The organism is Pseudomonas sp. 65/3-MNA-CIBAN-0223, assembly GCF_040310425.1.
GTDB classification, from domain to species: domain Bacteria; phylum Pseudomonadota; class Gammaproteobacteria; order Pseudomonadales; family Pseudomonadaceae; genus Aquipseudomonas; species Aquipseudomonas gregormendelii.
In genome coordinates, this window is record NZ_JBEOPV010000014.1 from 1 (window position 1) to 21,860 (window position 21,860).

Consider the following 21,860-nt stretch of genomic DNA (forward strand, 5'->3'; position numbering starts at 1 on the left):
TGGACGTCAACGATGACGAGGGCTGCCTGAATGCACGCGGCGCCCTCAGGTCCATCGCGAGCAAGCTCGCTCCTACAGGGGGTTGTTGTTAAATTGAAGGTCTGTTGATCGCCGCAGCGGAAACATCAGCAGCCTTGGCCGGCGGCCTGGAGAACTTCCATGCATCGCCTGCAGGTGCTGTGCCCTTGTCGTACGGTTTGCCGAGCAACATGTAGACCAGGCCGGCACCCATCACCACCAGGGTGGTCAGGATCATCGAATAGTTGATGAACCACGGCGCATCCGGCGAGCGCGGCCAAACCATATTGATGATCGCGCAGACGCCATAGATCAGCGCGGCGAGGTTCACCCACAGGCCCCAGGCGCCGAGGGTGAACTGCCCGTTCGGACGCCAGCCCTTGGCGCGGGCGATCAAGGCCGCAATGACGATCAGCTGGAAGGCGACATAAATACCAATGGCCGCGAAACCGACGATGGTCGCCACCGCATCGGCCATGAACATGCCGAGGCAGACGATGCCAGCCGGCACCAGGCCGCTGATCAACAGGGCGAACGACGGCACGTGGTTGCCCGACAGCCGCTTGAGCAGCGAGCTGCCGATGATCATTTCGTCACGGGCATAGGCAAACAACAGGCGGCTGGCGGCCGCTTGCAGGCTCAGTACGCAAGAGATGAACGACACCATCACCACCGCCATCACCAGGCGCGAACCCACCGGGCCGAAGGCGTTGGCCAGAATGGTCGCTACCGGGTCGGTGTCTTCACCAGCGAGGACCTTGGCCATGTCAGGCACCGACAGGATCAGCGCCAGGCAGGCGAACATCGCCGCCGCACCACCGATGTAGATGGTCATGCGCATGGCTTTGGGAATGCGCTTGCCAGGGTTTGGCGTTTCTTCGGCGACATCGCCGCAGGCCTCGAAACCGTAGTACTGGAACAGGCCGGCAAGCGATGCCGCAAGGAACGCCGGCAGGTATGAACCGTTGACTTCGAGATTGAAAGTGTCGAACAGCACGCTGAACGGCTGGTGCCGTTCAAAGATCAGCAGGTAGCCACCCACCAGGATGGCGCCGACCAGCTCGCAGAGGAAGCCGAACATCGCCACCCGCGCCAGCAGCTTGGTGCCGACCAGGTTCAGCGCGGTCGACAGTGCAATGATCGTCAGGGCGATATAGATATTGGCCTCGGGCCCCGGATTGAAACCCAGCATGATGGCCAGGTAAGGTCCCGCACCGACTGCGACGCCGGCGATGGTTGCACACAGCGCCCAGGCGTAAACCCAGCCGACCATCCACGCCCAGCGCTTGCCCACCAGACGGCGCGCCCATGGATAGACCCCACCGGAGATGGGGAACTGCGAGACGATTTCACCGAAGATCAGGCACACCAGCAATTGCCCGGCGCCGATCAGCAGGTACGACCAGAACATCGGCGGGCCGCCGGCGGCCAGGCACAGGCCAAACAGGGTGTAGACGCCGACCACCGGTGACAGGTAAGTGAAGCCCAGGGAAAAATTCTCCCACAGGCTCATGCTCCGATTGAAATCCGAGCTGTAGCCGAGGGCGCGGAGTTGTTCCGCGTCCTGATCGGCGCTGCTGCTTGCACGCGAGTTGGATGAGCCACTCATTTTATTTCCTCATTATCAATGGCAGTGGATTGCGGTGCTGGCGGGTTGGCCCGCCAATTATTGGATACCTCGAACCTATGGGAGCCAGCCTGCTGGCGATGGCGACTTCAAGGCAGCCATCGCCAGCAGGCTGGCTCCCACAGGGGCTCGCGTCAGGGTTTGGGTTCGGTGTCGTACTGCGAAAGCCATTCCACCGCTGCATCGCGATAACGGCTGAAACCCTTGTAATCGACCAGTTGCTGGTTCAAGTCCCGCAGCACCCGGTGCATGCGCCGCGCCCATGCGGGGTTGGTGGCGATGTCTTCGAGGCTGAGCAGATAAGTGCGAATCGGAAACACGATCGCGTTGCTGCGAGGCAGGCGGTGCAGTGGCTGTAACTCGATGCGCAGGTACACCAGCTTGCCGGCGTTCTGTGCCGTTACGATGGTGCGGTCCGGTGCCCATTCCGGCAGGCTTTCGGCGGAGACTTCCAGGCGCGGGTTGACCGTCAGTGACCAGTTCAGGCGACGCACCGGATGCCCGGTGCGCAAGCGCAACAGGAACTTCAAGGCGCGGTCGAGCATGCCGATCTCCTTGACCAGCGGCACCGGGCCGTGGAATTCCTCCCAGCTCATGCCCAGGTTGAAGCGCAGTGAGTAATCGGCACGTTGGGTGGCGATGCCGGCGCCCCAAAACAGCGTGCCGTCGCGTTCTTCCTGCAACACCCAATCGCCCTGGGCCTGACGGGTCACGTATTCCATCGGCTCGTAGGGCAGGGTCGCTGGATCACCGAAGGTGAAGTGGTCATCAATGTCCAGCAGACGGTTGGTCCAGTGCCACTGGCGGCCCTCGCGCTGCAGGCTGAAGTACTGCGGATAATCGCGGGCGTAGGACTCCATGATCAGTTCCAGCAAGTCCCACTGCGCCTCCATCATGTGAGGAGCCGAGACGTAGTGCATTCCCGGGTCTTTATCCAGGGTGATCGCCCGGTCCTTGCACTCGCTGATGTAATGTTCGTCGATGTCGAAAGCAGCGCGAAACGCGCCATCGCCTACCGGGACATGCGGCTCGAGATTCATCGAGTACATGTAGTCGTCATCAGGGAATGGGAAGGGCGCGCGGGCGATGGTTTCCGGGCTGTTGGCGAAGGTGTAGTCGTCGCGGTAGGTTTCGTCGGGATTGAATTTGATATTCATTTTTATGTTTTCCGTCGATCAGAGGTCGATGACCAGGCGATTGCATTTGGCGCGGGATACGCAGGGCATGATTTTCTTGCGGCTGGTCTTGTCCTCGTCCGACAGCCAGTCATCGCTGTGCAGCAGCTCGCCATCGAGTTCCAGTACGGTGGTTTCGCAATGACCACAGGCGCCGCCACGACACAGATAAGGCATGCTGTAGCCGGCGGCTTCTACCGCTTCGAGCATGGTCTGGTCGGGCGAGACCTCAATGGTCGTGCCGCTGCGGCCGAGGGTGAAACTGAAAGCTTCGCCGCCGCTGCTTTGCTCCAGGAATCGCTCGAAGTGCACATGGCTGTCGGTCCAGCCCAGTTCCCGGGCGCACCCCAGCGTGGCGTCGATCATGCTGTCCGGGCCGCAGACGTATACGTGGCTACCCAGCGGGCGGTCGGCCAAGACCCGGCCGATGTCCATGCGCGAGTCGACACCCTTGCGATACAGGTGCACCTGTTCGCCATAGGTGGCCTGCAATTCCTTGCCAAGTTGTGCATGCGCTTCGCCGCGCACCGCGTAATGCAGTTCAAAAGGCACCTTGCTCAGGCGCAGTTCCTCCAGCTGCGAGATGACCGGTGTAATGCCGACGCCGCCCGCGATAAAGATGTGCAGCCGCGCCTGCTTGATGAGCGGGAACAGGTTGACCGGTGGCGTCACCTCGATCACATCCCCTTCGCTGACATCGTCGTGCAGCGAGACCGAGCCGCCACGACCGCTGTCCACCCGGCGCACGGCAATCTGATAACTGCTGGTGTCGTACGGCGAACTGAGCAGTGAATAGGGGTTGCGCAGGGTGTTCTGCGAGTGGGCGATCAGCACCACCACGTGGCTGCCACCGGAGAACGCGGGCAGGTGAGCGCCGGTCGGCGACACCAGGGTGAAGCGCTTGATTTCCGGGGTCACCGCTTCGATGCGGGCTACGCGCAAATTCAATGTGCCGTTGTTCTGGCTCATGTGTCGAGCTCCTCGGCTTCGGGCAATTCACCCGTGACTTCAGCATCGGCCTTGACCGCCTGGAAGGCGGCCAGGCGACGGGAATAATGATCGCGCACCACCAGCGTCACGCCGCATCCAGGGCAGTCGTAGACCCGTTGAGTGACGTTCTCGGTGTAGGTGTCGCAATGCACGCACCAGACCCGGCGTACCAGGGTGCCGGAATGCTCGCGTAGCACTTCGTCGCGATTGAGGTCGAAATGCGTGGCCACTTGCATGGCGCTGCCGAGAAAGCTTTCCGAGCCGGCGAGGTACAGGCGGGTGCCCATACGCGCTTCGCCGAGCAGGGTCCTGAGTGCTTCGATGAGCGCCTGATTGGACGGGTGCACGTGCAGTGGAAGCTGCGGATGCTCCTGTAACTGGCCGAGGAAATCCTGCCCGGAGAAGGACTCCTGGGAATACAGCAGGGTAATGGGGCCCGCAGAGGCGGCCATCTCGTCCAGTAATCGCAACATGGCGCGCCCGCCACTGCCCTGGCCGGCGATGATGTGGTGCAGACCGCCTGGCAGCGGTTCCAGCCGGTCATAGACCGGTCGGCTTTTGATCCCTGTGATCAACATTTTTATTATTCCTCCTGGCTACCGGCGCGGCGGTAAAGCCGGCCTTGTGCAAAGCCCAACGATGGTGGGTTTCAGATAGCAGGAGCACAGGTCGTGCCAGTTATATAAGTCTCTGAATCAAAAGGGATATGTTGTTTGGTGGAGAAGGGAGAAAGGCAAAAGTAACTGGATATGTATGCGTTTCCGCAGCGCTTGCAGGTGAGAGTGGGTCCTGTAGGAGCTGTCGAGTGAAACGAGGCTGCGATCTTTTGATCTGGTTTTTGGAGGAGCCAGAAGATCGCAGCCTCGTTTCACTCGACAGCTCCTACAACAGCTCCGATACGCTGCTACGTTTTCAAATCACTCGCGCTGCAACTTGCGAATCAACGTGCCAATGTCGATACCCAGGTACACCGCCGCCTTGCGCTTGCTGCCGCACAGGTGCACCGCCCGGAGGATCACCTGGCGTTCGAAATGCTGGACCTGCAGCTTGAGGTTCTGCGGCGCATCCTCTTCGTCGGCCAGTTGGGCATTCAGTGATTCCCGAGGGCGCTGCGGTTCGAGCATTTCGGCAGGCAGATGATGTTCCTGTGCCTCATCATCGGCGAGGACGGCCAGGCGCTCGAAAATGTTCACCAGCTCGCGGATGTTGCCCGGGTAGTCGTAGCTCAGCAGCCGCTTGCGACAGCCCGCTGAGAGGCTCAGGGACGGTTCACGGTCTCCATTGATCCGGCTGAGCAGAATGTCGATCAGGAAGGGCAAATCATCACGATGCTGGCGTAACGGCGGAATTTCCACCGGCAGCACGGCCAGGCGGTAGTACAGGTCGGCACGAAACTCGCCGAGGCTGACCAGGTGTCGCAAATCCTTGTTGGTGGCTGCAATGACCTGCACCTGCACGGATTTGCTCAGGGGCGAGCCGACTGATTGAATAGTGCTGTCTTCGAGAAATTTCAACAGCTTGGCCTGGACGTGCAGCGGTATCTCGCCGATCTCGTCGAGGAACAGCGTCCCGCCGGCAGCCGCTTCGATATAGCCTTGCTTGCCGCCCGCCAGCGCGCCGGTAAAGGCCCCGCGTTCATAACCAAACATCTCCGATTCGAACAGGCTCTCGGGAATGCTCCCGCAATTGACATGAATGAACGGCCGATCGCCCCAGCCCGCAGCTCGGTGTATGTGTCGGGCGATCGCAGTCTTGCCCACTCCTGGTTCACCCAACAGCAACAGGCGCGCGCGTCGACGGAAGGCGCGCACGCCAGTGTCGGCGATGCCTGAGAGCTGTGGGGACAGATGCAGCGCGTTATCTTGCGGGTCGCGCAGGCCTTGGGATTCAACCGGCCTGGCGCCCAGGGACGCTCGGCGTTGCGGCTGGCTGCCGTCAAAATCTTTCTGGGTCAGCATGCGAAAAGGCTTTTCATAAGCCCCGGTAGGAATCGCATGGGTGCTGCTGAGCAGCACGCGGCCCTCTCGGGAACGCGTCAAGGCGCTGTTGCCGCCGCGATTGAGTGCCGCTTGCAAGTCGTCGTAGTTGAGTGCAGAGCGCTGGAAAAACTCACTGTCCGATAACCCGATGGCCTCCTGTTTGGACAGTCGATTGACCCGCTCGGCGGCCAGGTTGAGAAAGCGTACGCGGCCTTCGCCGTCAGTCACGATGAGCGCCTCGCTGAAGCTGTCGAGGAGGGCGTGCAGGGCCGGGGTCTGCAGTAACGCGCCGAGCACTTCGCTGCTGACATTGACCGAAGAGCGCATGCCCATCTGCAGGCTGGGTGGCAGGTTTGAGTCTTTCATGGGTGCAACTCTTGGGTGCCCACGCCCTGGCGCTGACGGAACACTGCAACGCGCCAGGCCACGCCTTCGCGAATCAGGATGCGCGAACAGTGCACATCGAAGTCCGGCGCACGCCCACTCAAATCCGGCAGCGGCAGACGGTGCCAGGTGCGTTCCGGCAGTGCGTTATCCAGCAACAGGCGAGCGATACCCGCGCCGTTGGTGATGCCGAAAGTCTCTTCAAACACTGCGTTGCGCCATTGCGGCTGCAAGTGTTCGTCAATCACCAGCACGGCGTCCGGTACTGCATCGAACACTCGGCGCAGCGCATCTATGCGTTGTTCTGCATCGTGTTGCATGCGCAGTTCCTGGCTGACATCGCGAATGCTGCCCCACATGCGTAGCAGGTGGCCGTTGACGATGGTTGCGCGCACGTCGTTCTCGACGTAGGCGGGCGATCCGTCATGGCGGCGGTCCACGGACAAGGCGCAGTCGACGCTGAATCCGGCTTCGATCAGGCGCCGCACAAATTCCTCGTTGGCCGGGCTGCGCGGCCAGTAGAGCCGGACCGGTTGCTGATTGAAATCGACATCCGAAGGCATTTCGTAGACGTCGGCCATCGCGCGGTTGCACAGGCGCCAGTGCGAGTCGTTTTCGAACACCTGGCGCACGATTTCATCCGGTGAGTTGTTGATGTCTACTGCTTCAGCAAACTCGATGCACCAGTAGGCCACCTTGGCGCTCTGCAGCATCTGGCTCATCACTTCATTGGCGTTGTGCATTTCCCGCAGGCGATGCCCCAGTGTGCCCAGCGGTATGTTCAACAAGTGCAGGCAGGCCGGCTGAACCTCGCGCCACTGCAGCAACCCGCTGGCAATCACGTGCAGCAGGCTGCCGTTGTGTCGGATCAGGGTCAGCTCAAGGCTCTGAACCTGCTCGTCCGCAGGCGGGTTGGCGAACAGTGCGCGCAGGGTGCGAACCGATTCGACGCTGTAGAGGTGTTCGATCGGCTGGTTCAACGAGTTTTCCGGCGAGTAACCCAGTTGATCGCTCAAGCTGGCGGACAGGCTCACGAGCAGCCCGTCGGCCCTCAGGGTGCTGGTGCAGGGCGGCGCCTTGTGGGCCAGCAAGTTCAGGATATCCATGGTGAATCGGCTCGGGTTGGCTGAGGATCTCAAAAGCAGGGCACATCGCATGCCAAGCATATCTGTCGTAGCACCTGGAGCAGTTGTAGCAACTGCAGCAGGTGGAGCAGCTGTACAGCGTGTGCTCCCACAATCTTTGGCAGCTGCACAAAAGTGCTGCGATATTGCAGCACGTTCAGCATTTTTACAGCGATCAGCCGACGAAGCGGGCATGCGCAAGTCCTGCTCTACATGAAAAACGCATGTGTATACGATCCAGGACCCCGGTAAACTGCGCAGCTTTTTCAAGGAGTCGATATGAGTCACTACCAGCCGGGCATCCTCGCCACCCCCGTTCCGCTGCAAGCCCGTCATCTGTTCTTCGCGCTGGTGTCCGTCGAAGCCCTGCCGGCTGCACTCGACAACCTGATGCAACTGGTAGACGGCAAATCCGCCGTAGTGGGCTTTGGTGAGTCCCTGGTCATGGCACTTCACGCCCGGATCGATGGCCTGCGGGCATTTCCGGCGATGACCGGCGTGGGCGTCGATAACCCGTCGACCCAGCATGCGCTGTGGTGCTGGCTGCATGGAATCGACCGTGGCGAATTGCTCAATCGCAGTCAGGCCATCGAAGCGGCACTGGCTCCGGCGTTGCGTCTGGTGCAGATGAATGAAACTTTTCGCCACCTGACCGGCCACGACCTGACCGGTTACGAAGACGGTACGGAAAACCCTCATGACGAAGCTGCCGTGGCGGCGGCGTTGCTGGGCGAGGGCGCTGAGGGCCTGGTCGGTGGCAGTTTTGCCGCGATCCAGCAGTGGCAGCACGATTTGAAAGGTTTTCGCGCGTTGCCGTCCCATGAGACGGACAACATCATGGGCCGGCGCCTGAGCGACAACGAAGAACTGGACGATGCGCCAATCTCCGCTCACGTCAAACGCACCGCTCAGGAAAGTTTTGCCCCCGAGGCGTTTGTGGTGCGTCGTTCCATGCCCTGGATTGAAGGCGACCGTGCCGGCCTGATGTTCCTCGCGTTCGGCTTCTCCCTGGACGCCTTCGAAGCCCAGCTGCGCCGCATGAGCGGCCTGGAAGACGGCATCACCGATGGCCTGTATCGCATCAGCCGGCCAATCACCGGCGGCTACTACTGGTGCCCGCCGCTCAAGGACGGCCACCTCGACCTGCGCGCGCTACGCATTGGCTGACACGGGATGGCAGGGTGAAGGAGCAGGCTCCTTCACCTGAAACTGCCGACTAACCTTATACCCAAACGTTATTTCCCAGCCGCAAATCCGCTCGATATGATCTTGTCATAACTCGTTATAACAAGTGAATAGCCATGACCGATAACGTCCTCTCCCTCGGCAGCGTCCCGCTGCACACCCAACTGCGTGATGTGCTGCGTGCGCGAATCCTCGACGGTGAATATCCGCAAGACAGCCAGATGCCTTCCGAAAGCGAGCTGGGCAACCTGTTCAAGGTCAGCCGCATCACGGTGCGACAGGCTTTGGGCGATCTGCAAAAGGAAGGGTTGATCTTCAAGATTCATGGCAAGGGCACGTTCGTGGCCAAGCCCAAGACCTTTCAGAACGTCAGCACCTTGCAGGGCCTGGCCGAATCGATGACCGGGCGCGGCTATGAGGTGATCAACCGCTTGCGCAGTTTCAAATTCATCGGCGCCGACAAGCTGGTTGCCGAACGCCTTCAGGTAGCCGAAGGCGACATCGTGGCGCAGATCAAGCGGGTGCGGCTGATCAACCGCGAGCCGATCTCCCTGGAAATCACCTATCTGCCCCAGGCCATTGGCGAGCGCCTGGAGAAGGCCGACCTGGTGACCCGCGATATTTTTCTGATCCTGGAAAACGACTGCGGGCTGTCGCTGGGGCATGCCGACCTGGCTATCGACGCGGTGCTGGCTGACAGCGACCTGACCCAGGCCCTGGGTGTGGAAGCCGGTTCGCCGATCATGCGCATCGAGCGCCTGACCCACGATGCCGCTGGCCGCCCCGTGGATTTCGAACACCTCTACTACCGCGGCGATGCCTTCCAGTACCGCTTGCGAATCGACCGGCAAAAAGGGGATCAGGCATGACCCACAGTTGCGAGAACAGAAATACCCTCGAACAGGAATACGACATCGTCGTGATCGGCGGCGGCACTGCCGGCCCCATGGCGGCGATCAAGGCCAAGGAGCGTAACCGCGACCTGCGGGTGCTGCTGATCGACAAGGCCAACGTCAAGCGCAGTGGCGCCATCAGCATGGGAATGGACGGCCTCAACAACGCGATCATTCCCGGGCATTCGACGCCGGAGCAGTACACCAAGGAAATTACCATTGCCAATGACGGCATCGTCAATCAGGCGGCGGTGTACGCCTATGCCACCCACAGCTTCGAGACCATCGAGCAACTGGACCGTTGGGGCGTGAAGTTCGAGAAGGACGAAACCGGTGACTACGCGGTGAAGAAGGTCCACCACATGGGCGCCTACGTCCTGCCGATGCCGGAAGGACACGACATCAAGAAGGTCCTGTATCGCCAGTTGAAACGCGCGCGGGTGAGCATCACCAACCGGCTGGTGTGCACGCGCCTGCTGACTGACGAAGAGGGCGCGGTCAACGGTGTGATGGGGTTCGATTGCCGCACGGCCGACTTCCATGTGATCAAGGCCAAGGCGGTGATCCTTTGCTGCGGTGCCGCCGGTCGCCTGGGGCTGCCGTCCTCGGGCTACCTGATGGGCACCTACGAAAACCCGACCAATGCCGGCGACGGCTACGCCATGGCGTATCACGCAGGCGCCGAACTGGCGAACCTGGAATGCTTCCAGATCAACCCGCTGATCAAGGACTACAACGGTCCGGCCTGTGCCTATGTCACCGGCCCCCTGGGCGGCTACACCGCCAACAACAAGGGCGAGCGGTTCATCGAGTGCGACTACTGGAGTGGCCAGATGATGTGGGAGTTCCACCAGGAACTCGAAAGCGGCAATGGCCCGGTATTTCTCAAGCTCGATCACCTGGCCGAGGAAACCATCCAGAACATCGAAGAGATCCTGCACAGCAACGAAAGGCCCAGCCGCGGCCAGTTCCACGCTAACCGTGGTACCGATTACCGCACGCAGATGGTTGAGATGCACATCTCGGAAATCGGCTTCTGCAGCGGTCACTCGGCGTCCGGGGTCTGGGTCAACGAGAAGGCCGAGACTTCGGTGAAGGGGTTGTACTCGGCGGGCGACATGGCGGCCGTGCCGCACAACTACATGTTGGGCGCATTTACCTACGGCTGGTTCGCCGGCAACAACGCCGCAGATTTTGTCGCCGGGCGTGATTTTTCAGCGGTCGATGCCGGGCAGGTCGAAACGGAAAAGCAACGGGTCTACGCGCCTCTGGACCGCACACACGGCCTGCCACCGGCCCAGGTCGAATACAAGCTGCGCCGATTTGTGAATGACTACCTGCAACCGCCCAAGGTGACTAAAAAAATGCAGATCGGCCTGCAGCGCTTCAGTGATATCCAGCGCGACCTGGATCAGATCAAGGCACACAACGCCCACGAGCTGATGCGTGCGATGGAAGTCAGCATGATCCGCGACTGCGCTGAAATGGCCGCCCGGGCTTCGTTGTTCCGCGCTGAAAGCCGTTGGGGGCTTTACCACCATCGGGTCGATCACCCGCAGCGCAATGACCGTGACTGGTTCTGCCATTGCCACCTGAAGAAGGGTGAAGACGGCTTGATGAGCAGTTTCAAGAAAGCCGTGGAGCCCTACATCATTCCACTCGACGCCGACGAATTGCAGGCCTACGACAAGTTGCGGGTCGGCGCTAACGCCGCCTGACAATCGATACCAGGAGAGCCCGAACCATGGCCTATCAACCCCAGGAAATTTTCTTCCGCTCCAACGCGCCGGTGACCGTCGACGAGGACCTGTGCATTGCCCACAAAGGCTGCACCGTATGTGTAGACGTCTGCCCGATGGACCTGCTGGCGATCAATCCGGCGACGCAAAAGGCCTACATGGCGTTTGATGAATGCTGGTACTGCATGCCTTGTGAGAAGGACTGCCCGACCGGGGCGGTGAAGGTCGAGATTCCCTATCTGTTGCGCTAAAGCCCAATCATTGTGGAAGCGAGTACAGACAACTTGTAAAGCCATCCGGCCACCCCCGGACGCTGGATCAAACCACCCCTCGTTTCCCACCGCGCCCTGATCGTGGCGGAGACGAATATTCTATAAATGATTCGAGGGGATACACCCATGTTATTGCGTGCAGCGTTTGCCGGTCTGGTACTGGCTTCATTGACCCTGTCGGCCTCAGCCGAAACCATCCGCATTGCCATCGGCACCCAGGACACCACGATCAATTGCGCCGCTGGCGGCCTGCTGATTCGTGAGCTTGGGCTGCTGGACAAATACCTGCCCCGGGATGGCCAGTACAAGGACGCCCAGTATGAGGTGCAGTGGAAAAACTTCACCAGCGGTGCGCCCCTGACCAATGAGATGGTCGCCGGCAAACTCGACTTCGGCGCCATGGCGGATTTCCCCGGCACCTTCAACGGGGTGGCGTTTGAAGCCGCTGGCAAGCACAGCCTGTTCATCAGCGTGTTGTCGGGCAGTATCAAAGGCAGCGGTAATGGCATCGTGGTGCCCAGCGCGTCCAGCGTGCAATCCCTGGCCGAGCTCAAGGGCAAGACCATCTCCGTACCGTTCGCCTCGACGGCCCACGGCATGTTGTTGCGAGCGGTGGCGGCGCAGGGCTGGGATCCGCTCAAGGATGTGAACATCATCGCCCAGCCGCCGGAGGTTGCAGGTTCTGCGCTGCAGGCCGGGAAAATCGATGCCCATGCCGACTTCGTGCCCTTCGCCGAACTGTTCCCGAGCCGGGGCTTTGCCCGCAAGATCTATGACGGTGCGCAAGCCAATGCACCGACCTTCCACGGCGCCCTGGTCGATCAGGCCTACGCGAAAAAGTACCCGGAAATCGTCGTGGCTTACCTGCGGGCGAGCATTGAGGCCAACCAGCTATTGGCCGCAGAGCCGGAGAAGTACAGCGAGTTGATCGCCAAGGTCACTGGCGTCGATGCCGAGGTCAATTACCTGTTCCACGGCCCGCTCGGTGTGCAGACTCGCGACCTCAGCTGGAAGCCGGAATACCGTCAGGCGGTCGGCACGGCCATCGATACGCTCAAGCTGCTGAAGAAGGCGGATCGCGGCCTCGACCTCAATACGTTCATCGACGACCAATACATCCGCGCCGCGTTCAAGGCGTCGAACCTGGATTACTCCGCCCAGCTTGGCAATTACGCCCAGAGCCCGTTGAAGGCAGTGGATGCGGCGAACGGCCAGGTCATCACCGACTTCAGTCGCGTGGCCGAGATCTGGGTGCGCGGTGAACCCAAGGTTCGCCAGTATGCCTCGGCGCAGAAAGCGTTCAGCGCATTGGCGCAGTTGAAAGCCGAGGGCAGGAACATCCGCGCGGTCTATGCCCAGGCGAGTGACAGCGGGATCAAATTGCTGGCGGACCAGGCGTGGTTTGCCAGCAACGCCAAGGGCGAACTCAGCGCCTTCCTGCTCAAGGGCCAGGCCCAGCAATACGCCACGGCCCAGGGCGGCAAAGTCCTCGACTTCACGGATGCCACCACCCAGGCGGTTGCTGCCCGGTAATGAAATTGGAATGCGGTCAACGTAGGAGCTGCCGAAGGCTGCGATCTTTTGATCTTTCTTCTGATAACCAAAATCAAAAGATCGCAGCCTTCGGCAGCTCCTACGGGGGGCGTGTCGCCATTGGGAATTGTTTATGTACCGATCATTTATCCGCTGGACCCCCAGGGCCGCTTCATTGCTGCTCTGCCTGCTGTTCTGGCAACTCGCTGCCAGTCATCACTGGAACCTGGGCCTTGTCACCTTCGCCAACGTGCCGACGCCGCTTGCGGTTGTCGAGGCCGCACTGTGGCTTGTGGAGTCGGGGAAACTCGCCCGCCACCTGGGCAGCAGCCTGAGCCGGGTATTCGCCGGTTACCTGGCGGCGCTGGTCATCGGTATCGCTCTGGGCCTGGCCATCGGCCGCTCGAAGCGGGCTGAAGACTGGCTGCTGCCACCCCTGGAAGTGCTGCGCCCGATTCCCGCCGTGGCCTGGATTCCCCTGGCCATCCTGATGTTTCCCTCGTCGGAGCTGTCGATGGTTTTCATCACCTTCACGGGCGCGCTGTTCCCGATCCTGTTGAATACCGTGCACGGCGTCGAAGGGGTCGATCCAAGGCTGATCGCCTCGGCAAAAAGCCTTGGTGCAGGGCGCCAGGCGATCCTTCTGGAAGTCATATTGCCCGGTGCTGCACCGAGCATTATCACTGGCCTGGCCATTGGCATGGGGACCTCGTGGTTCTGCCTGGTGACGGCCGAAATGATCTCCGGCCAATACGGTATCGGCTACTACACCTGGGAGTCCTACACCGTCCAGAACTACGCCGATATCGTGGTCGGCATGTTGCTGATCGGTGTACTGGGCATGGGCAGCAGCCTGCTGATCAAACGTCTCGGCGGCCTGTTCACGCCGTGGCACCGACCACGAGGAAAAGCCTGATGAGCATTGATCAAGCCATGCAAGGGCGCATCGACATACGCCAACTGTCGATCCGCCTGGGTGACGGCAGAACGGCTTTTGAAGCGGTGCAGGGCCTCGACTGCCAGATCGAGGCGGGGCAGTTCGTGTGCATCCTCGGGCCTTCCGGTTGTGGCAAATCCACCTTGCTCGGGGCGCTGGCCGGGCACCTGCAGGCCTGCACCGGCACGCTCACCGTTGATGGGACGAAAGTCTCGGGACCGTCGCCCCAGCGCGGCATGGTGTTCCAGCATCACACGTTGTTCCCCTGGCGCACGGTGCGTGACAACGTCGCCTTCGGCCTGAAGATGCGTGGCATCGGTAAAACCCAGCGACACCAGGCCGCTGACGAGATCCTGGCCCTGGTCGGGCTTGAAGGGTTCGCCGAGCGCTGGCCTGATCAGTTGTCCGGGGGCATGCAGCAGCGCGTCGAAATCGCCCGGGTGCTGATCAATCGCCCGCGCCTGCTGCTGATGGATGAGCCCTTCGGCGCGCTCGATGCCCTGACCCGGCTGAACATGCAGGAACTGCTGCTGGACATCTGGACGCGAATTCGCACCACCGTGGTGTTCGTCACCCATGACATCGATGAGGCGTTGTTCCTGGCCGACCGATTGCTGGTCATGAGTTCGCGCCCGGGGCGGATCATCGAAGACCTGCGCCTGGACTTTGCGCGGCCCCGCGCCAGCGAACTGGTGACCAGCCACGAATTCTCCCGCTTGAAGCGTCACTGCCTCGAGTTGTTGCGTCACGAAGACGGTCGGCAGCTACCGCGCCTGAACCCTCTCGGACTTCCCCCAGAAAATAAACTGCCGCGATTTGCCCTATGACCTCTCTATTCGATGTAACCGATAACGCTGACATTCTTGCCCTGCAAACACGCCTGAGTGATGAGGATCCGGGCGTGCGCAGGATTGCCCTGATTGAACTGGCTGATCTCGAGGAGCCTGAAGGCCTGGTCTGGCTGGTCGACCGACTGGCCGAGGATCCGGCTGAAGAAGTTCGTGCCGAAGCCGCACGGTTACTGGAAGCCTGGGAGGATGACCCGGTCGTCGAGGCATTGTGCCAGGCCCTGACCGACCCTGCGCAGACAGTACAGGCCGCCGCCGCGCAGAGCCTCAGCCTGCTCAAGAGCGAGGCGGCAGGCAAGGTGATCCTGCCGTGGACCGTGCATGCCGAGGTGCAGGTGCGCGTCGCCGCGTTTCGGGCTCTGCGCGAGTTGCGCCTCCCCGATGCCGCCGCTGCCGCCTCTGCCGCCTTGCTCGATGTGGACCCAGGTGTGCGCCGCGAGGCGGTCGGCGTGCTCGGCTGGCTCAAGCAGCTCGATGCCTTGCCGGCGCTGGCGACGCTGGCCAGCCAGGATCCCGACACAGAAGTTCGTCGTGCCGCCACCGGCGCCCTCGGTCTGGCTTGCGGTGCCCAGGTCCTGCCGGCCCTGCGTCAGGCCCTGCGGGACAACGCCTGGCAGGTTCGTGAGGAAGCCGCTACGACCCTGGGCAAGGTCGGCCACGTTGACGCGGGCCCGGCGCTGGTCGATGCCCTGGGCGACGATTACTGGCAAGTGCGCCTGCGCGCCACCCGCAGCCTCGGGCGCTTGCGCTATGTCCCGGCGCTTGAGGCCCTGATCGACACCCTCGACCATCGCATCAGCAACCTGCGCAAGGAGGCGGCGCTGGCCCTCGGCGAGTTGCAGGACCCGGGCGCCATCGCGCCATTGCAGGCAGCGCAGGATGATGGCGATCCGGAAGTCCGTAAAGCGGTGCGCATTGCGTTGAGTCAATTGCAATGAATTCGCTGGCGGTTGGCAATTCCCAGGCTCGACAGCAATTGCGCCTCAACTGGCCGGATGGCCGTGAACAATTGCTGGACCATGCTGAACTGCGCCGCCAGTGCCCGTGCTCGCAATGCCGGGCGTTTCGGCTGCGAGGGCAGGCGCCACTGGTGGACTCGCGGGTGCGGGTGATCGAGGTCAATGACCAGGGGTATGGGGTGCAGCTGGTATTCAGTGATGGACATGAGCGGGGGATTTTTCCGTGGGCCTTTCTTGCCGGACTGGCTAATAACTCCAATTGAACACGCACCCCCTGGACGGATGGTGCTTGTCACCAAAACCCCGTAGGAGCTGCCGGAGGCTGCGATCTTTTGATCTTGCTTTTAAAAAAAATCAAAAGATCGCAGCCTCGTTTCACTTGGCAGCTCCTACGGGATGAGGTTATGGATGGATGGTGCTTGTCACCAAAACCGCAGAAGAGTACAAATGTACTCCATGACGACTTTAACTCCCCGCCGTAACGCCATCCTGACCTTCATTCGCGATCGAATCGCCGAACACGGTCAGCCTCCAAGCCTCGCCGAGATCAGCGAGGCGTTCGGTTTCGCCTCCCGAAGTGTGGCGCGCAAGCACGTGCTGGCGCTCACCGAAGCCGGGTTCATCGAGGTCAACCCCCATCAGGCCCGGGGCATTCGTTTGCTCGGCCAGGCGGCACGCCCGGAACTGCTGGACATCCCGGTGCTTGGCCGGGTGGCGGCGGGGGCACCGATCGGCGCCGATGCCGAGGTTGACCGGCGCTTGATGCTCGACCCGGCGATCTTTTCCCGGGTGCCGGACTACATGCTGCGGGTCCAGGGCGACTCGATGATCGAGGACGGCATTCTCGATGGCGACCTGGTAGGGGTGCATCGCAGCGCCGAAGCCCTGAATGGGCAGATCGTCGTGGCGCGGCTCGATGGTGAAGTAACCATCAAGCGATTCGAGCGCGTGGGCGAGACCGTCCGGCTGTTGCCACGCAACCCCGCCTATCAACCGATCATCGTCGAAGCCGATCAGGACCTGGCCATCGAAGGGGTGTTCTGCGGTCTGGTGAGGCAAGGGTAATGGGTGCCGTCGTTGCGCTGGATACGCTGTTCAATGGCGGCCAGGTCTGGAGAGGCCGGCCTGCGCCCCCGGCCGCCAGCCCGCAACCCACCGGGCACGCGGTGCTGGATGCCGCGCTGCCCACCGGTGGCTGGCCGGAAGCGGCACTGACTGAAATTCTCCTGGCCGGGCAGGGCGTGGGTGAATTGCAACTGGTGTGGCCGGCCCTGGCGCGGTTGTCCGCAGCGGGGGAGCGGATTGTCCTGGTGGCGCCGCCCTTTGTTCCCTACCCACAAGCCTGGGAAAACGCCGGGGTTGATCTGCGTCAGCTGTCCATCATCCAGGCCAGCGAGCGCGATGCCTTGTGGGCAGCGGAGCAGTGCCTGCGCTCCGGCAGTTGCGGCGCGGTGCTGTGCTGGCCGCATAAAGCCGATGACCGTGCATTGCGTCGCTTGCAAGTGGCAGCAGAAACCGGCTCGACCCTGGCGTTTGCCTATCGCTCGATCCAGGAGGCCATCAACCCTTCGCCTGCGGCCTTGCGCATCGCCATCGATGCGCGCCCCGCGCAACTGCGCGTGCTCAAGTGCCGGGGCGGGCTGGCCCGTTCGGCGCCAATCGCCTTTGCCGTGGGGCATTGAGGTTGCCATGCGTTGGGTATGTATTCTCTTCCCGCAATTGGCGCTGGACGCGGTCTTGCGTCAGCGCAGCGACCCGGATCAACCGCTGGCGCTGTTGACCGGCCCGGCCCAGCGCCGTGTGTTGCAGGCAGTCAACGCTTCTGCACGGGCACTGGGCTTGCGTCCAGGCCAGTCAATGACTGCCGCCCAGGCATTGAGCAAGGCCTTTGTCACGGCGGAGTACGACGCCGCAGAAATCGAACACTGGCAGCAATTCCTCGCGGCCTGGGCCTATCGGTTCAGTTCCCAGGTCAGCGTGCATTACCCCCGTGCGCTGGTGTTCGAGATCGAATCCAGCCTGGGCCTGTTCGGCCCCTGGTCGCAATTCGAGGCCCGCTTGCGCAGCGAGCTGGGGGAGCTGGGTTTTCGCCATCGCATAGTCGCAGCCCCCAACCCGGTGGCCGCACGGGTATTGGCCAACCTGCATGACGGTCTGGTGGTCGCGGATGACGCCGCCTTGCAATGGCACCTCGCGCAATTGCCCATCGACCGCATTGCCCTGGAACCGACGGTAGCCACGGCTTTGTCGCGCATGGGGCTGCGCACCCTGGACCAGCTGCAGGCTTTGCCGCGTAACAGCCTGGCACGGCGGTTCGAAGCCCGTGTACTGCTGCACCTGGACACCTTGTGCGGGATCCGGCCATTGGCCCTGGCGTTCTACCTGCCACCTGACCGTTTTGATGTGCGCATCGAGCTCAATTTTGATGTGCAGTCCCACCAGGCGTTGCTGTTTCCATTACGCCGCCTGACCGGCGATCTCGCGGCGTTCCTGTGCGGGCGCGACAGTGGCGTACAGCGTTTTGACCTGCACCTGGAACACTCAGGCTTGCCTGACAGCGTGATCAAGGTCGGCCTGCTCAGCGCCGAGCGCGATCCGGCGATGCTCTTTGAACTGGCCCGTGGGCGGCTGGAGCAAGTGCAGGTGCAGGCCCCGGTGCGCGGCTTTCGCTTGCGAGCCGAAGACTTGCCCGCCTTTGTGCCACAGCATCAGGAGCTGTTCGACGACCGCCCGCAACAGTCCTTGCCCTGGGAGCAATTGCGCGAGCGCTTGCGGGCCCGGCTTGGGGATGATGCGGTTCACGGCTTGCGCTTTCAGGCCGACCACCGACCTGAATGTGCCTGGCAGGCCGGGGCCGATAACCAGCGCGGCAACGGGCTGTGCGGTGTGCAACGTCCAGGGTGGCTGCTGACTGAACCGCTGGCGGTGCAGGAAGGGTCGGCTCGCATTGTCATGGGGCCGGAGCGAATCGAGTCCGGTTGGTGGGATGGCGGCGATGTGCGACGCGACTATTACCTGATTGAAACCCGCTCCGGCCAGCAGGCCTGGGCCTATCGAGCGGTAGGCGAGGGTGGTCCATTGTGGCTGCAGGGCTGGTTCGCATGACCAGCACCTACGCGGAACTGCATTGCCTGTCGAACTTCAGCTTCCAGCGCGGCGCATCCAGTGCGCTTGAGCTGTTCCAGCGGGCAAAAAAGCAGGGCTACCAGGCGCTGGCCATTACTGATGAATGCACGCTGGCAGGCATCGTCCGTGCCTGGCAGGCGGCCAGGTCGGTGGACTTGCCGCTGATCATCGGCAGTGAAATCCGCATCGAGAACGGCCCGAAACTGGTGCTCCTGGTGGAAAATCTCGAGGGTTATCAGCACCTGTGCCGGCTGATTACCCGGGCCCGACGTCGTACGCAGAAAGGTCAGTATCAGGTGCTGCGCGAAGATTTCAGCGAGCCGTTGCCGGGTTTACTGGCGCTGTGGGTGCCTGATGCTGTGGATGATACGGGCAGTGGTCAGTGGCTACGGCAAGTGTTTGCTGAACGTCTGTGGCTGGCGGTGCAGTTGCACTGTGGGCAGAATGACCGGCGCCGACTGGCCGACCTGATGAGCCTGGCGGGCGAGCTGCAAATCCCGATGGTAGCCAGCGGCGACGTGCACATGCATGTGCGCGGGCGACGCGCGCTGCAGGACACCATGACCGCCATCCGCCATCACGTGCCGGTGGCAGCGGCCGGTTTACGCCTGCACCCCAATGGCGAGCGGCACCTGCGCAGTCTCGATGCACTGGACGCGCTCTATCCCCAGGCCTTGCTCGACGAAACAGCCGTGATCGCCCGGCGTTGCACCTTCGACCTGAGCCAGTTGCGCTACCAATACCCACGTGAGCTTGTGCCAGAGGGGCACAGCGGGGTTTCGTGGCTGAGGGTACTGACCGAGCGCGGGATTCGCCAACGTTGGCCCGAAGGTGCGAGTGACAAGGTTCGGCAACTGATCGACAAGGAACTGGGCCTGATCGCCGAGCTGGGTTATGAAAGTTATTTCCTCACCGTGCATGACATCGTTGCGTTCGCCCGACGCGAGCGCATTCTCTGCCAGGGGCGCGGCTCGGCGGCCAACTCTGCGGTGTGCTTTGCCCTGGGCATCACCGAGATCGACCCGGCACGCATGAACATGCTGTTCGAGCGTTTCCTCTCCAAGGAGCGTAACGAACCGCCAGACATCGACGTCGATTTCGAACACGAACGTCGCGAAGAAGTCCTGCAATACGTGTTTCAGCGCTACGGTCGCACCCGTGCAGCCCTGACCGCGGTGGTCAGCTCCTATCACGCTGCCGGGGCGGTGCGTGACGTGGCCAAGGCGCTGGGGTTGCCGCCGGACCAGATCAACGCCCTGGCCGATTGTTGCGGCCACTGGAGCGATCAGACGCCGCCATTGGAGCGCTTGCGCGAAAGCGGTTTTGACCCCGAGAGCCCGATTTTGCGTCGGGTGCTCAGCCTCACCGGACAACTGATCGGCTTTCCCCGGCACCTGTCCCAGCATCCGGGTGGCTTTGTCATTTCCGAGCAGCCACTCGACACCCTGGTGCCGGTGGAGAACGCGGCCATGGCCGAGCGCACCATCATTCAATGGGACAAGGATGACCTGGATGCGGTCGGTCTGCTCAAGGTCGATATCCTGGCGCTGGGCATGCTCAGTGCCATTCGCCGCTGTTTTGACCTGTTGCGTCGCCACCGCAACCTCGACCTGAGCCTGGCCACGGTGCCGGCTGAAGACCCCCAGACCTACGAAATGATTGGCCGTGCGGATACGGTCGGGGTGTTCCAGATAGAGTCCCGGGCGCAGATGTCGATGTTGCCCAGGCTCAAGCCCAAAGAGTTCTATGACCTTGTCATTGAGGTAGCGATCGTGCGGCCCGGGCCTATCCAGGGTGGCATGGTGCATCCGTATCTGCGGCGACGAAACGGTGAAGAGCTTGAAACCTATCCGTCCGAGCAATTGCGCGAGGTGTTGAAGCGCACGCTCGGGGTGCCGTTATTCCAGGAGCAGGTGATGCAGATCGCCATTGTTGCCGCCGACTACAGCCCCGGGGAGGCCGACCAGTTGCGTCGCTCCATGGCGGCCTGGAAACGCCACGGCGGGCTTGAACCGCACAAGTTGCGCCTGGCTGCCGGGATGAAGAAAAACGGCTATACGGCGCAATTCGCCGAGCTGATCTTCGAGCAGATCAAGGGGTTTGGCAGCTACGGTTTTCCCGAATCCCACGCCGCAAGCTTTGCCTTGCTGACCTACGCCAGTTGCTGGCTGAAGTGCCACGAACCTGCGGCATTTGCCTGCGCGCTGATCAACAGCTGGCCCATGGGTTTCTACAGTCCCGACCAGATCCTGCAGGATGCACGCCGCCACCATTTACAGATTCGCCCGGTGGATGTGCGCGCCAGTGACTGGGATTGCAGCCTTGAACCCGTTGCCGGGGCGCAGCCGGCGATCCGTATGGGCTTGCGCATGATCAAGGGCTTTCGCGAGGACGATGCCCGACGCATCGAGGTGGCCCGGGCTCGAGGGGCATTTGTCGACATCGCCGACCTCGGCGAACGGGCACGGCTCGAAGCCCGCGCCCAGGAACAGTTGGCCGATGCCGGAGCCCTGCTCGGGCTGGCGGGAGATCGCCATCGCGCGCGCTGGGAAGTGGCAGGGGTGCACAAGCAACTGGGGCTGTTTGCCGGGCTGGCGATGCAGGAGGAGGAATCGGTGGCCTTACCCAAGCCCACGGTTGGCGAGGATCTGCTGGCTGACTACAACAGTGTCGGTACCACCCTCGGCCCACATCCGCTGGCCTTGTTACGCGGCGAGCTGAAAGCGCGGCGCTGTCGCAGTTCCAGGGAATTGCTGGAGGTCGAGCATGGCCGTCAGGTCAGTGTCGCCGGCCTGGTCACCGGTCGCCAGCGACCGGGTACCGCCAGTGGTGTGACCTTCGTCACCCTGGAAGATGAGTTCGGTAACGTCAACGTGATCGTCTGGCGCGACCTGGCCGAGCGTCAGCGAAAAGTGCTGGTGGGCTCGCAGTTGCTCAAGGTCGATGGGCGCTGGGAGAGCCAGGGCGAGGTTCGTCACCTGATCGCCGGACGCATGAGTGACCTGAGTGAGTTGCTGGACGGAATCAGCATTCGCAGTCGGGATTTCCATTGATGAATCCTCCCTCTTTCC

At 62.0% G+C, this 21,860-nt stretch carries 19 protein-coding genes; 13 read left to right on the forward strand and 6 right to left on the reverse strand.

Translation table 11 applies throughout. From position 1 onward, the window contains the following. Nucleotides 1–88: 88 nt before the first annotated feature. The 6 genes from AAEZ09_RS18160 to AAEZ09_RS18185 form a co-directional block, all read right to left on the reverse strand. Nucleotides 89–1,627 carry an APC family permease gene (locus AAEZ09_RS18160; RefSeq protein ID WP_350600244.1) on the reverse strand — a complete coding sequence of 513 codons (1,539 nt, stop codon included), beginning with the start codon at nucleotides 1,625–1,627 and terminating at the stop codon, nucleotides 89–91. Between the two features lie 152 nt (nucleotides 1,628–1,779). Continuing rightward, the gene (locus tag AAEZ09_RS18165) at nucleotides 1,780–2,802 is read right to left on the reverse strand and encodes a heme-dependent oxidative N-demethylase family protein (RefSeq protein WP_045057625.1); all 1,023 of its coding nucleotides are present in this window, start codon (nucleotides 2,800–2,802) and stop codon (nucleotides 1,780–1,782) included. 18 nt (nucleotides 2,803–2,820) lie between these two features. After that, nucleotides 2,821–3,789 (reverse strand): PDR/VanB family oxidoreductase, encoded by a 969-nt coding sequence (locus AAEZ09_RS18170; RefSeq protein ID WP_045057624.1) that lies wholly within the window; start codon nucleotides 3,787–3,789, stop codon nucleotides 2,821–2,823. After that, a complete protein-coding gene (locus AAEZ09_RS18175) occupies nucleotides 3,786–4,388 on the reverse strand; it encodes a dimethylamine monooxygenase subunit DmmA family protein (RefSeq protein WP_350600245.1) in 603 nt (200 codons plus the stop codon). The genes AAEZ09_RS18170 and AAEZ09_RS18175 overlap by 4 nt, the downstream gene beginning before the upstream one ends. A 339-nt stretch (nucleotides 4,389–4,727) precedes the next feature. Then, the gene (locus AAEZ09_RS18180; protein ID WP_350600246.1) at nucleotides 4,728–6,155 is read right to left on the reverse strand and encodes a sigma-54 interaction domain-containing protein; all 1,428 of its coding nucleotides are present in this window, start codon (nucleotides 6,153–6,155) and stop codon (nucleotides 4,728–4,730) included. Continuing rightward, nucleotides 6,152–7,279 carry a PAS domain-containing protein gene (locus tag AAEZ09_RS18185; RefSeq protein WP_045057621.1) on the reverse strand — a complete coding sequence of 376 codons (1,128 nt, stop codon included), beginning with the start codon at nucleotides 7,277–7,279 and terminating at the stop codon, nucleotides 6,152–6,154. The genes AAEZ09_RS18180 and AAEZ09_RS18185 overlap by 4 nt, the downstream gene beginning before the upstream one ends. A 297-nt stretch (nucleotides 7,280–7,576) precedes the next feature. On the opposite strand from AAEZ09_RS18185, the gene AAEZ09_RS18190 reads away from it, so the two are divergent. From AAEZ09_RS18190 to AAEZ09_RS18250, 13 genes are all read left to right on the forward strand, one after another. Then, nucleotides 7,577–8,464 carry a Dyp-type peroxidase gene (locus AAEZ09_RS18190; RefSeq protein WP_045057620.1) on the forward strand — a complete coding sequence of 296 codons (888 nt, stop codon included), beginning with the start codon at nucleotides 7,577–7,579 and terminating at the stop codon, nucleotides 8,462–8,464. Between the two features lie 134 nt (nucleotides 8,465–8,598). Beyond that, nucleotides 8,599–9,351, forward strand: coding sequence for a GntR family transcriptional regulator (locus tag AAEZ09_RS18195; RefSeq protein WP_045057619.1), 753 nt, complete (start codon nucleotides 8,599–8,601; stop codon nucleotides 9,349–9,351). Next, a complete protein-coding gene (locus tag AAEZ09_RS18200) occupies nucleotides 9,348–11,093 on the forward strand; it encodes a fumarate reductase/succinate dehydrogenase flavoprotein subunit (RefSeq protein WP_350600247.1) in 1,746 nt (581 codons plus the stop codon). The genes AAEZ09_RS18195 and AAEZ09_RS18200 overlap by 4 nt, the downstream gene beginning before the upstream one ends. Before the next feature lie 26 nt (nucleotides 11,094–11,119). Next, nucleotides 11,120–11,365 carry a 4Fe-4S dicluster domain-containing protein gene (locus AAEZ09_RS18205; RefSeq protein WP_007946457.1) on the forward strand — a complete coding sequence of 82 codons (246 nt, stop codon included), beginning with the start codon at nucleotides 11,120–11,122 and terminating at the stop codon, nucleotides 11,363–11,365. Between the two features lie 147 nt (nucleotides 11,366–11,512). Then, nucleotides 11,513–12,919, forward strand: a complete 1,407-nt coding sequence (locus tag AAEZ09_RS18210) for an ABC transporter substrate-binding protein (RefSeq protein ID WP_350600248.1) — start codon at nucleotides 11,513–11,515, stop codon at nucleotides 12,917–12,919. A 133-nt stretch (nucleotides 12,920–13,052) separates the two neighbouring features. Then, nucleotides 13,053–13,835 carry an ABC transporter permease gene (locus tag AAEZ09_RS18215; protein ID WP_350600249.1) on the forward strand — a complete coding sequence of 261 codons (783 nt, stop codon included), beginning with the start codon at nucleotides 13,053–13,055 and terminating at the stop codon, nucleotides 13,833–13,835. Further along, nucleotides 13,835–14,683 (forward strand): ABC transporter ATP-binding protein, encoded by an 849-nt coding sequence (locus AAEZ09_RS18220; protein WP_350600250.1) that lies wholly within the window; start codon nucleotides 13,835–13,837, stop codon nucleotides 14,681–14,683. The genes AAEZ09_RS18215 and AAEZ09_RS18220 overlap by 1 nt, the downstream gene beginning before the upstream one ends. Continuing rightward, nucleotides 14,680–15,642: a HEAT repeat domain-containing protein gene (locus AAEZ09_RS18225; protein ID WP_045057614.1), complete on the forward strand. Its 963-nt coding sequence runs from the start codon at nucleotides 14,680–14,682 to the stop codon at nucleotides 15,640–15,642. Before AAEZ09_RS18220 ends, AAEZ09_RS18225 begins: the two co-directional genes overlap by 4 nt. Further along, the gene (locus AAEZ09_RS18230; protein WP_350600252.1) at nucleotides 15,639–15,926 is read left to right on the forward strand and encodes a DUF971 domain-containing protein; all 288 of its coding nucleotides are present in this window, start codon (nucleotides 15,639–15,641) and stop codon (nucleotides 15,924–15,926) included. Before AAEZ09_RS18225 ends, AAEZ09_RS18230 begins: the two co-directional genes overlap by 4 nt. A 184-nt stretch (nucleotides 15,927–16,110) precedes the next feature. Then, complete coding sequence (gene lexA, locus AAEZ09_RS18235) at nucleotides 16,111–16,728, forward strand: transcriptional repressor LexA (RefSeq protein WP_205892868.1); 618 nt, start codon at nucleotides 16,111–16,113, stop codon at nucleotides 16,726–16,728. Beyond that, nucleotides 16,728–17,345: a translesion DNA synthesis-associated protein ImuA gene (imuA, locus tag AAEZ09_RS18240; protein WP_045057611.1), complete on the forward strand. Its 618-nt coding sequence runs from the start codon at nucleotides 16,728–16,730 to the stop codon at nucleotides 17,343–17,345. Before lexA ends, imuA begins: the two co-directional genes overlap by 1 nt. Nucleotides 17,346–17,352: 7 nt before the next feature. After that, nucleotides 17,353–18,768 (forward strand): Y-family DNA polymerase, encoded by a 1,416-nt coding sequence (locus tag AAEZ09_RS18245; RefSeq protein ID WP_122840665.1) that lies wholly within the window; start codon nucleotides 17,353–17,355, stop codon nucleotides 18,766–18,768. Continuing rightward, nucleotides 18,744–21,842: an error-prone DNA polymerase gene (locus AAEZ09_RS18250; RefSeq protein ID WP_350600254.1), complete on the forward strand. Its 3,099-nt coding sequence runs from the start codon at nucleotides 18,744–18,746 to the stop codon at nucleotides 21,840–21,842. Before AAEZ09_RS18245 ends, AAEZ09_RS18250 begins: the two co-directional genes overlap by 25 nt. The last annotated feature ends 18 nt before the right edge of the window (nucleotides 21,843–21,860 follow it).

What these genes read in the sequence shown, in the direction of transcription:
- AAEZ09_RS18205 (WP_007946457.1), top strand. Translation starts at nt 11,120, where the DNA reads ATGGCCTATCAACCCCAGGAAATTTTCTTCCGCTCCAACGCGCCGGTG.
- AAEZ09_RS18200 (WP_350600247.1), top strand. Translation starts at nt 9,348, where the DNA reads ATGACCCACAGTTGCGAGAACAGAAATACCCTCGAACAGGAATACGAC.
- AAEZ09_RS18245 (WP_122840665.1), top strand. Translation starts at nt 17,353, where the DNA reads ATGCGTTGGGTATGTATTCTCTTCCCGCAATTGGCGCTGGACGCGGTC.
- AAEZ09_RS18160 (WP_350600244.1), bottom strand. Translation starts at nt 1,627, where the DNA reads ATGAGTGGCTCATCCAACTCGCGTGCAAGCAGCAGCGCCGATCAGGAC.
- AAEZ09_RS18215 (WP_350600249.1), top strand. Translation starts at nt 13,053, where the DNA reads ATGTACCGATCATTTATCCGCTGGACCCCCAGGGCCGCTTCATTGCTG.
- lexA (WP_205892868.1), top strand. Translation starts at nt 16,111, where the DNA reads ATGTACTCCATGACGACTTTAACTCCCCGCCGTAACGCCATCCTGACC.
- AAEZ09_RS18210 (WP_350600248.1), top strand. Translation starts at nt 11,513, where the DNA reads ATGTTATTGCGTGCAGCGTTTGCCGGTCTGGTACTGGCTTCATTGACC.
- imuA (WP_045057611.1), top strand. Translation starts at nt 16,728, where the DNA reads ATGGGTGCCGTCGTTGCGCTGGATACGCTGTTCAATGGCGGCCAGGTC.
- AAEZ09_RS18195 (WP_045057619.1), top strand. Translation starts at nt 8,599, where the DNA reads ATGACCGATAACGTCCTCTCCCTCGGCAGCGTCCCGCTGCACACCCAA.
- AAEZ09_RS18165 (WP_045057625.1), bottom strand. Translation starts at nt 2,802, where the DNA reads ATGAATATCAAATTCAATCCCGACGAAACCTACCGCGACGACTACACC.
- AAEZ09_RS18225 (WP_045057614.1), top strand. Translation starts at nt 14,680, where the DNA reads ATGACCTCTCTATTCGATGTAACCGATAACGCTGACATTCTTGCCCTG.
- AAEZ09_RS18220 (WP_350600250.1), top strand. Translation starts at nt 13,835, where the DNA reads ATGAGCATTGATCAAGCCATGCAAGGGCGCATCGACATACGCCAACTG.
- AAEZ09_RS18185 (WP_045057621.1), bottom strand. Translation starts at nt 7,279, where the DNA reads ATGGATATCCTGAACTTGCTGGCCCACAAGGCGCCGCCCTGCACCAGC.
- AAEZ09_RS18190 (WP_045057620.1), top strand. Translation starts at nt 7,577, where the DNA reads ATGAGTCACTACCAGCCGGGCATCCTCGCCACCCCCGTTCCGCTGCAA.
- AAEZ09_RS18175 (WP_350600245.1), bottom strand. Translation starts at nt 4,388, where the DNA reads ATGTTGATCACAGGGATCAAAAGCCGACCGGTCTATGACCGGCTGGAA.
- AAEZ09_RS18170 (WP_045057624.1), bottom strand. Translation starts at nt 3,789, where the DNA reads ATGAGCCAGAACAACGGCACATTGAATTTGCGCGTAGCCCGCATCGAA.
- AAEZ09_RS18230 (WP_350600252.1), top strand. Translation starts at nt 15,639, where the DNA reads ATGAATTCGCTGGCGGTTGGCAATTCCCAGGCTCGACAGCAATTGCGC.
- AAEZ09_RS18180 (WP_350600246.1), bottom strand. Translation starts at nt 6,155, where the DNA reads ATGAAAGACTCAAACCTGCCACCCAGCCTGCAGATGGGCATGCGCTCT.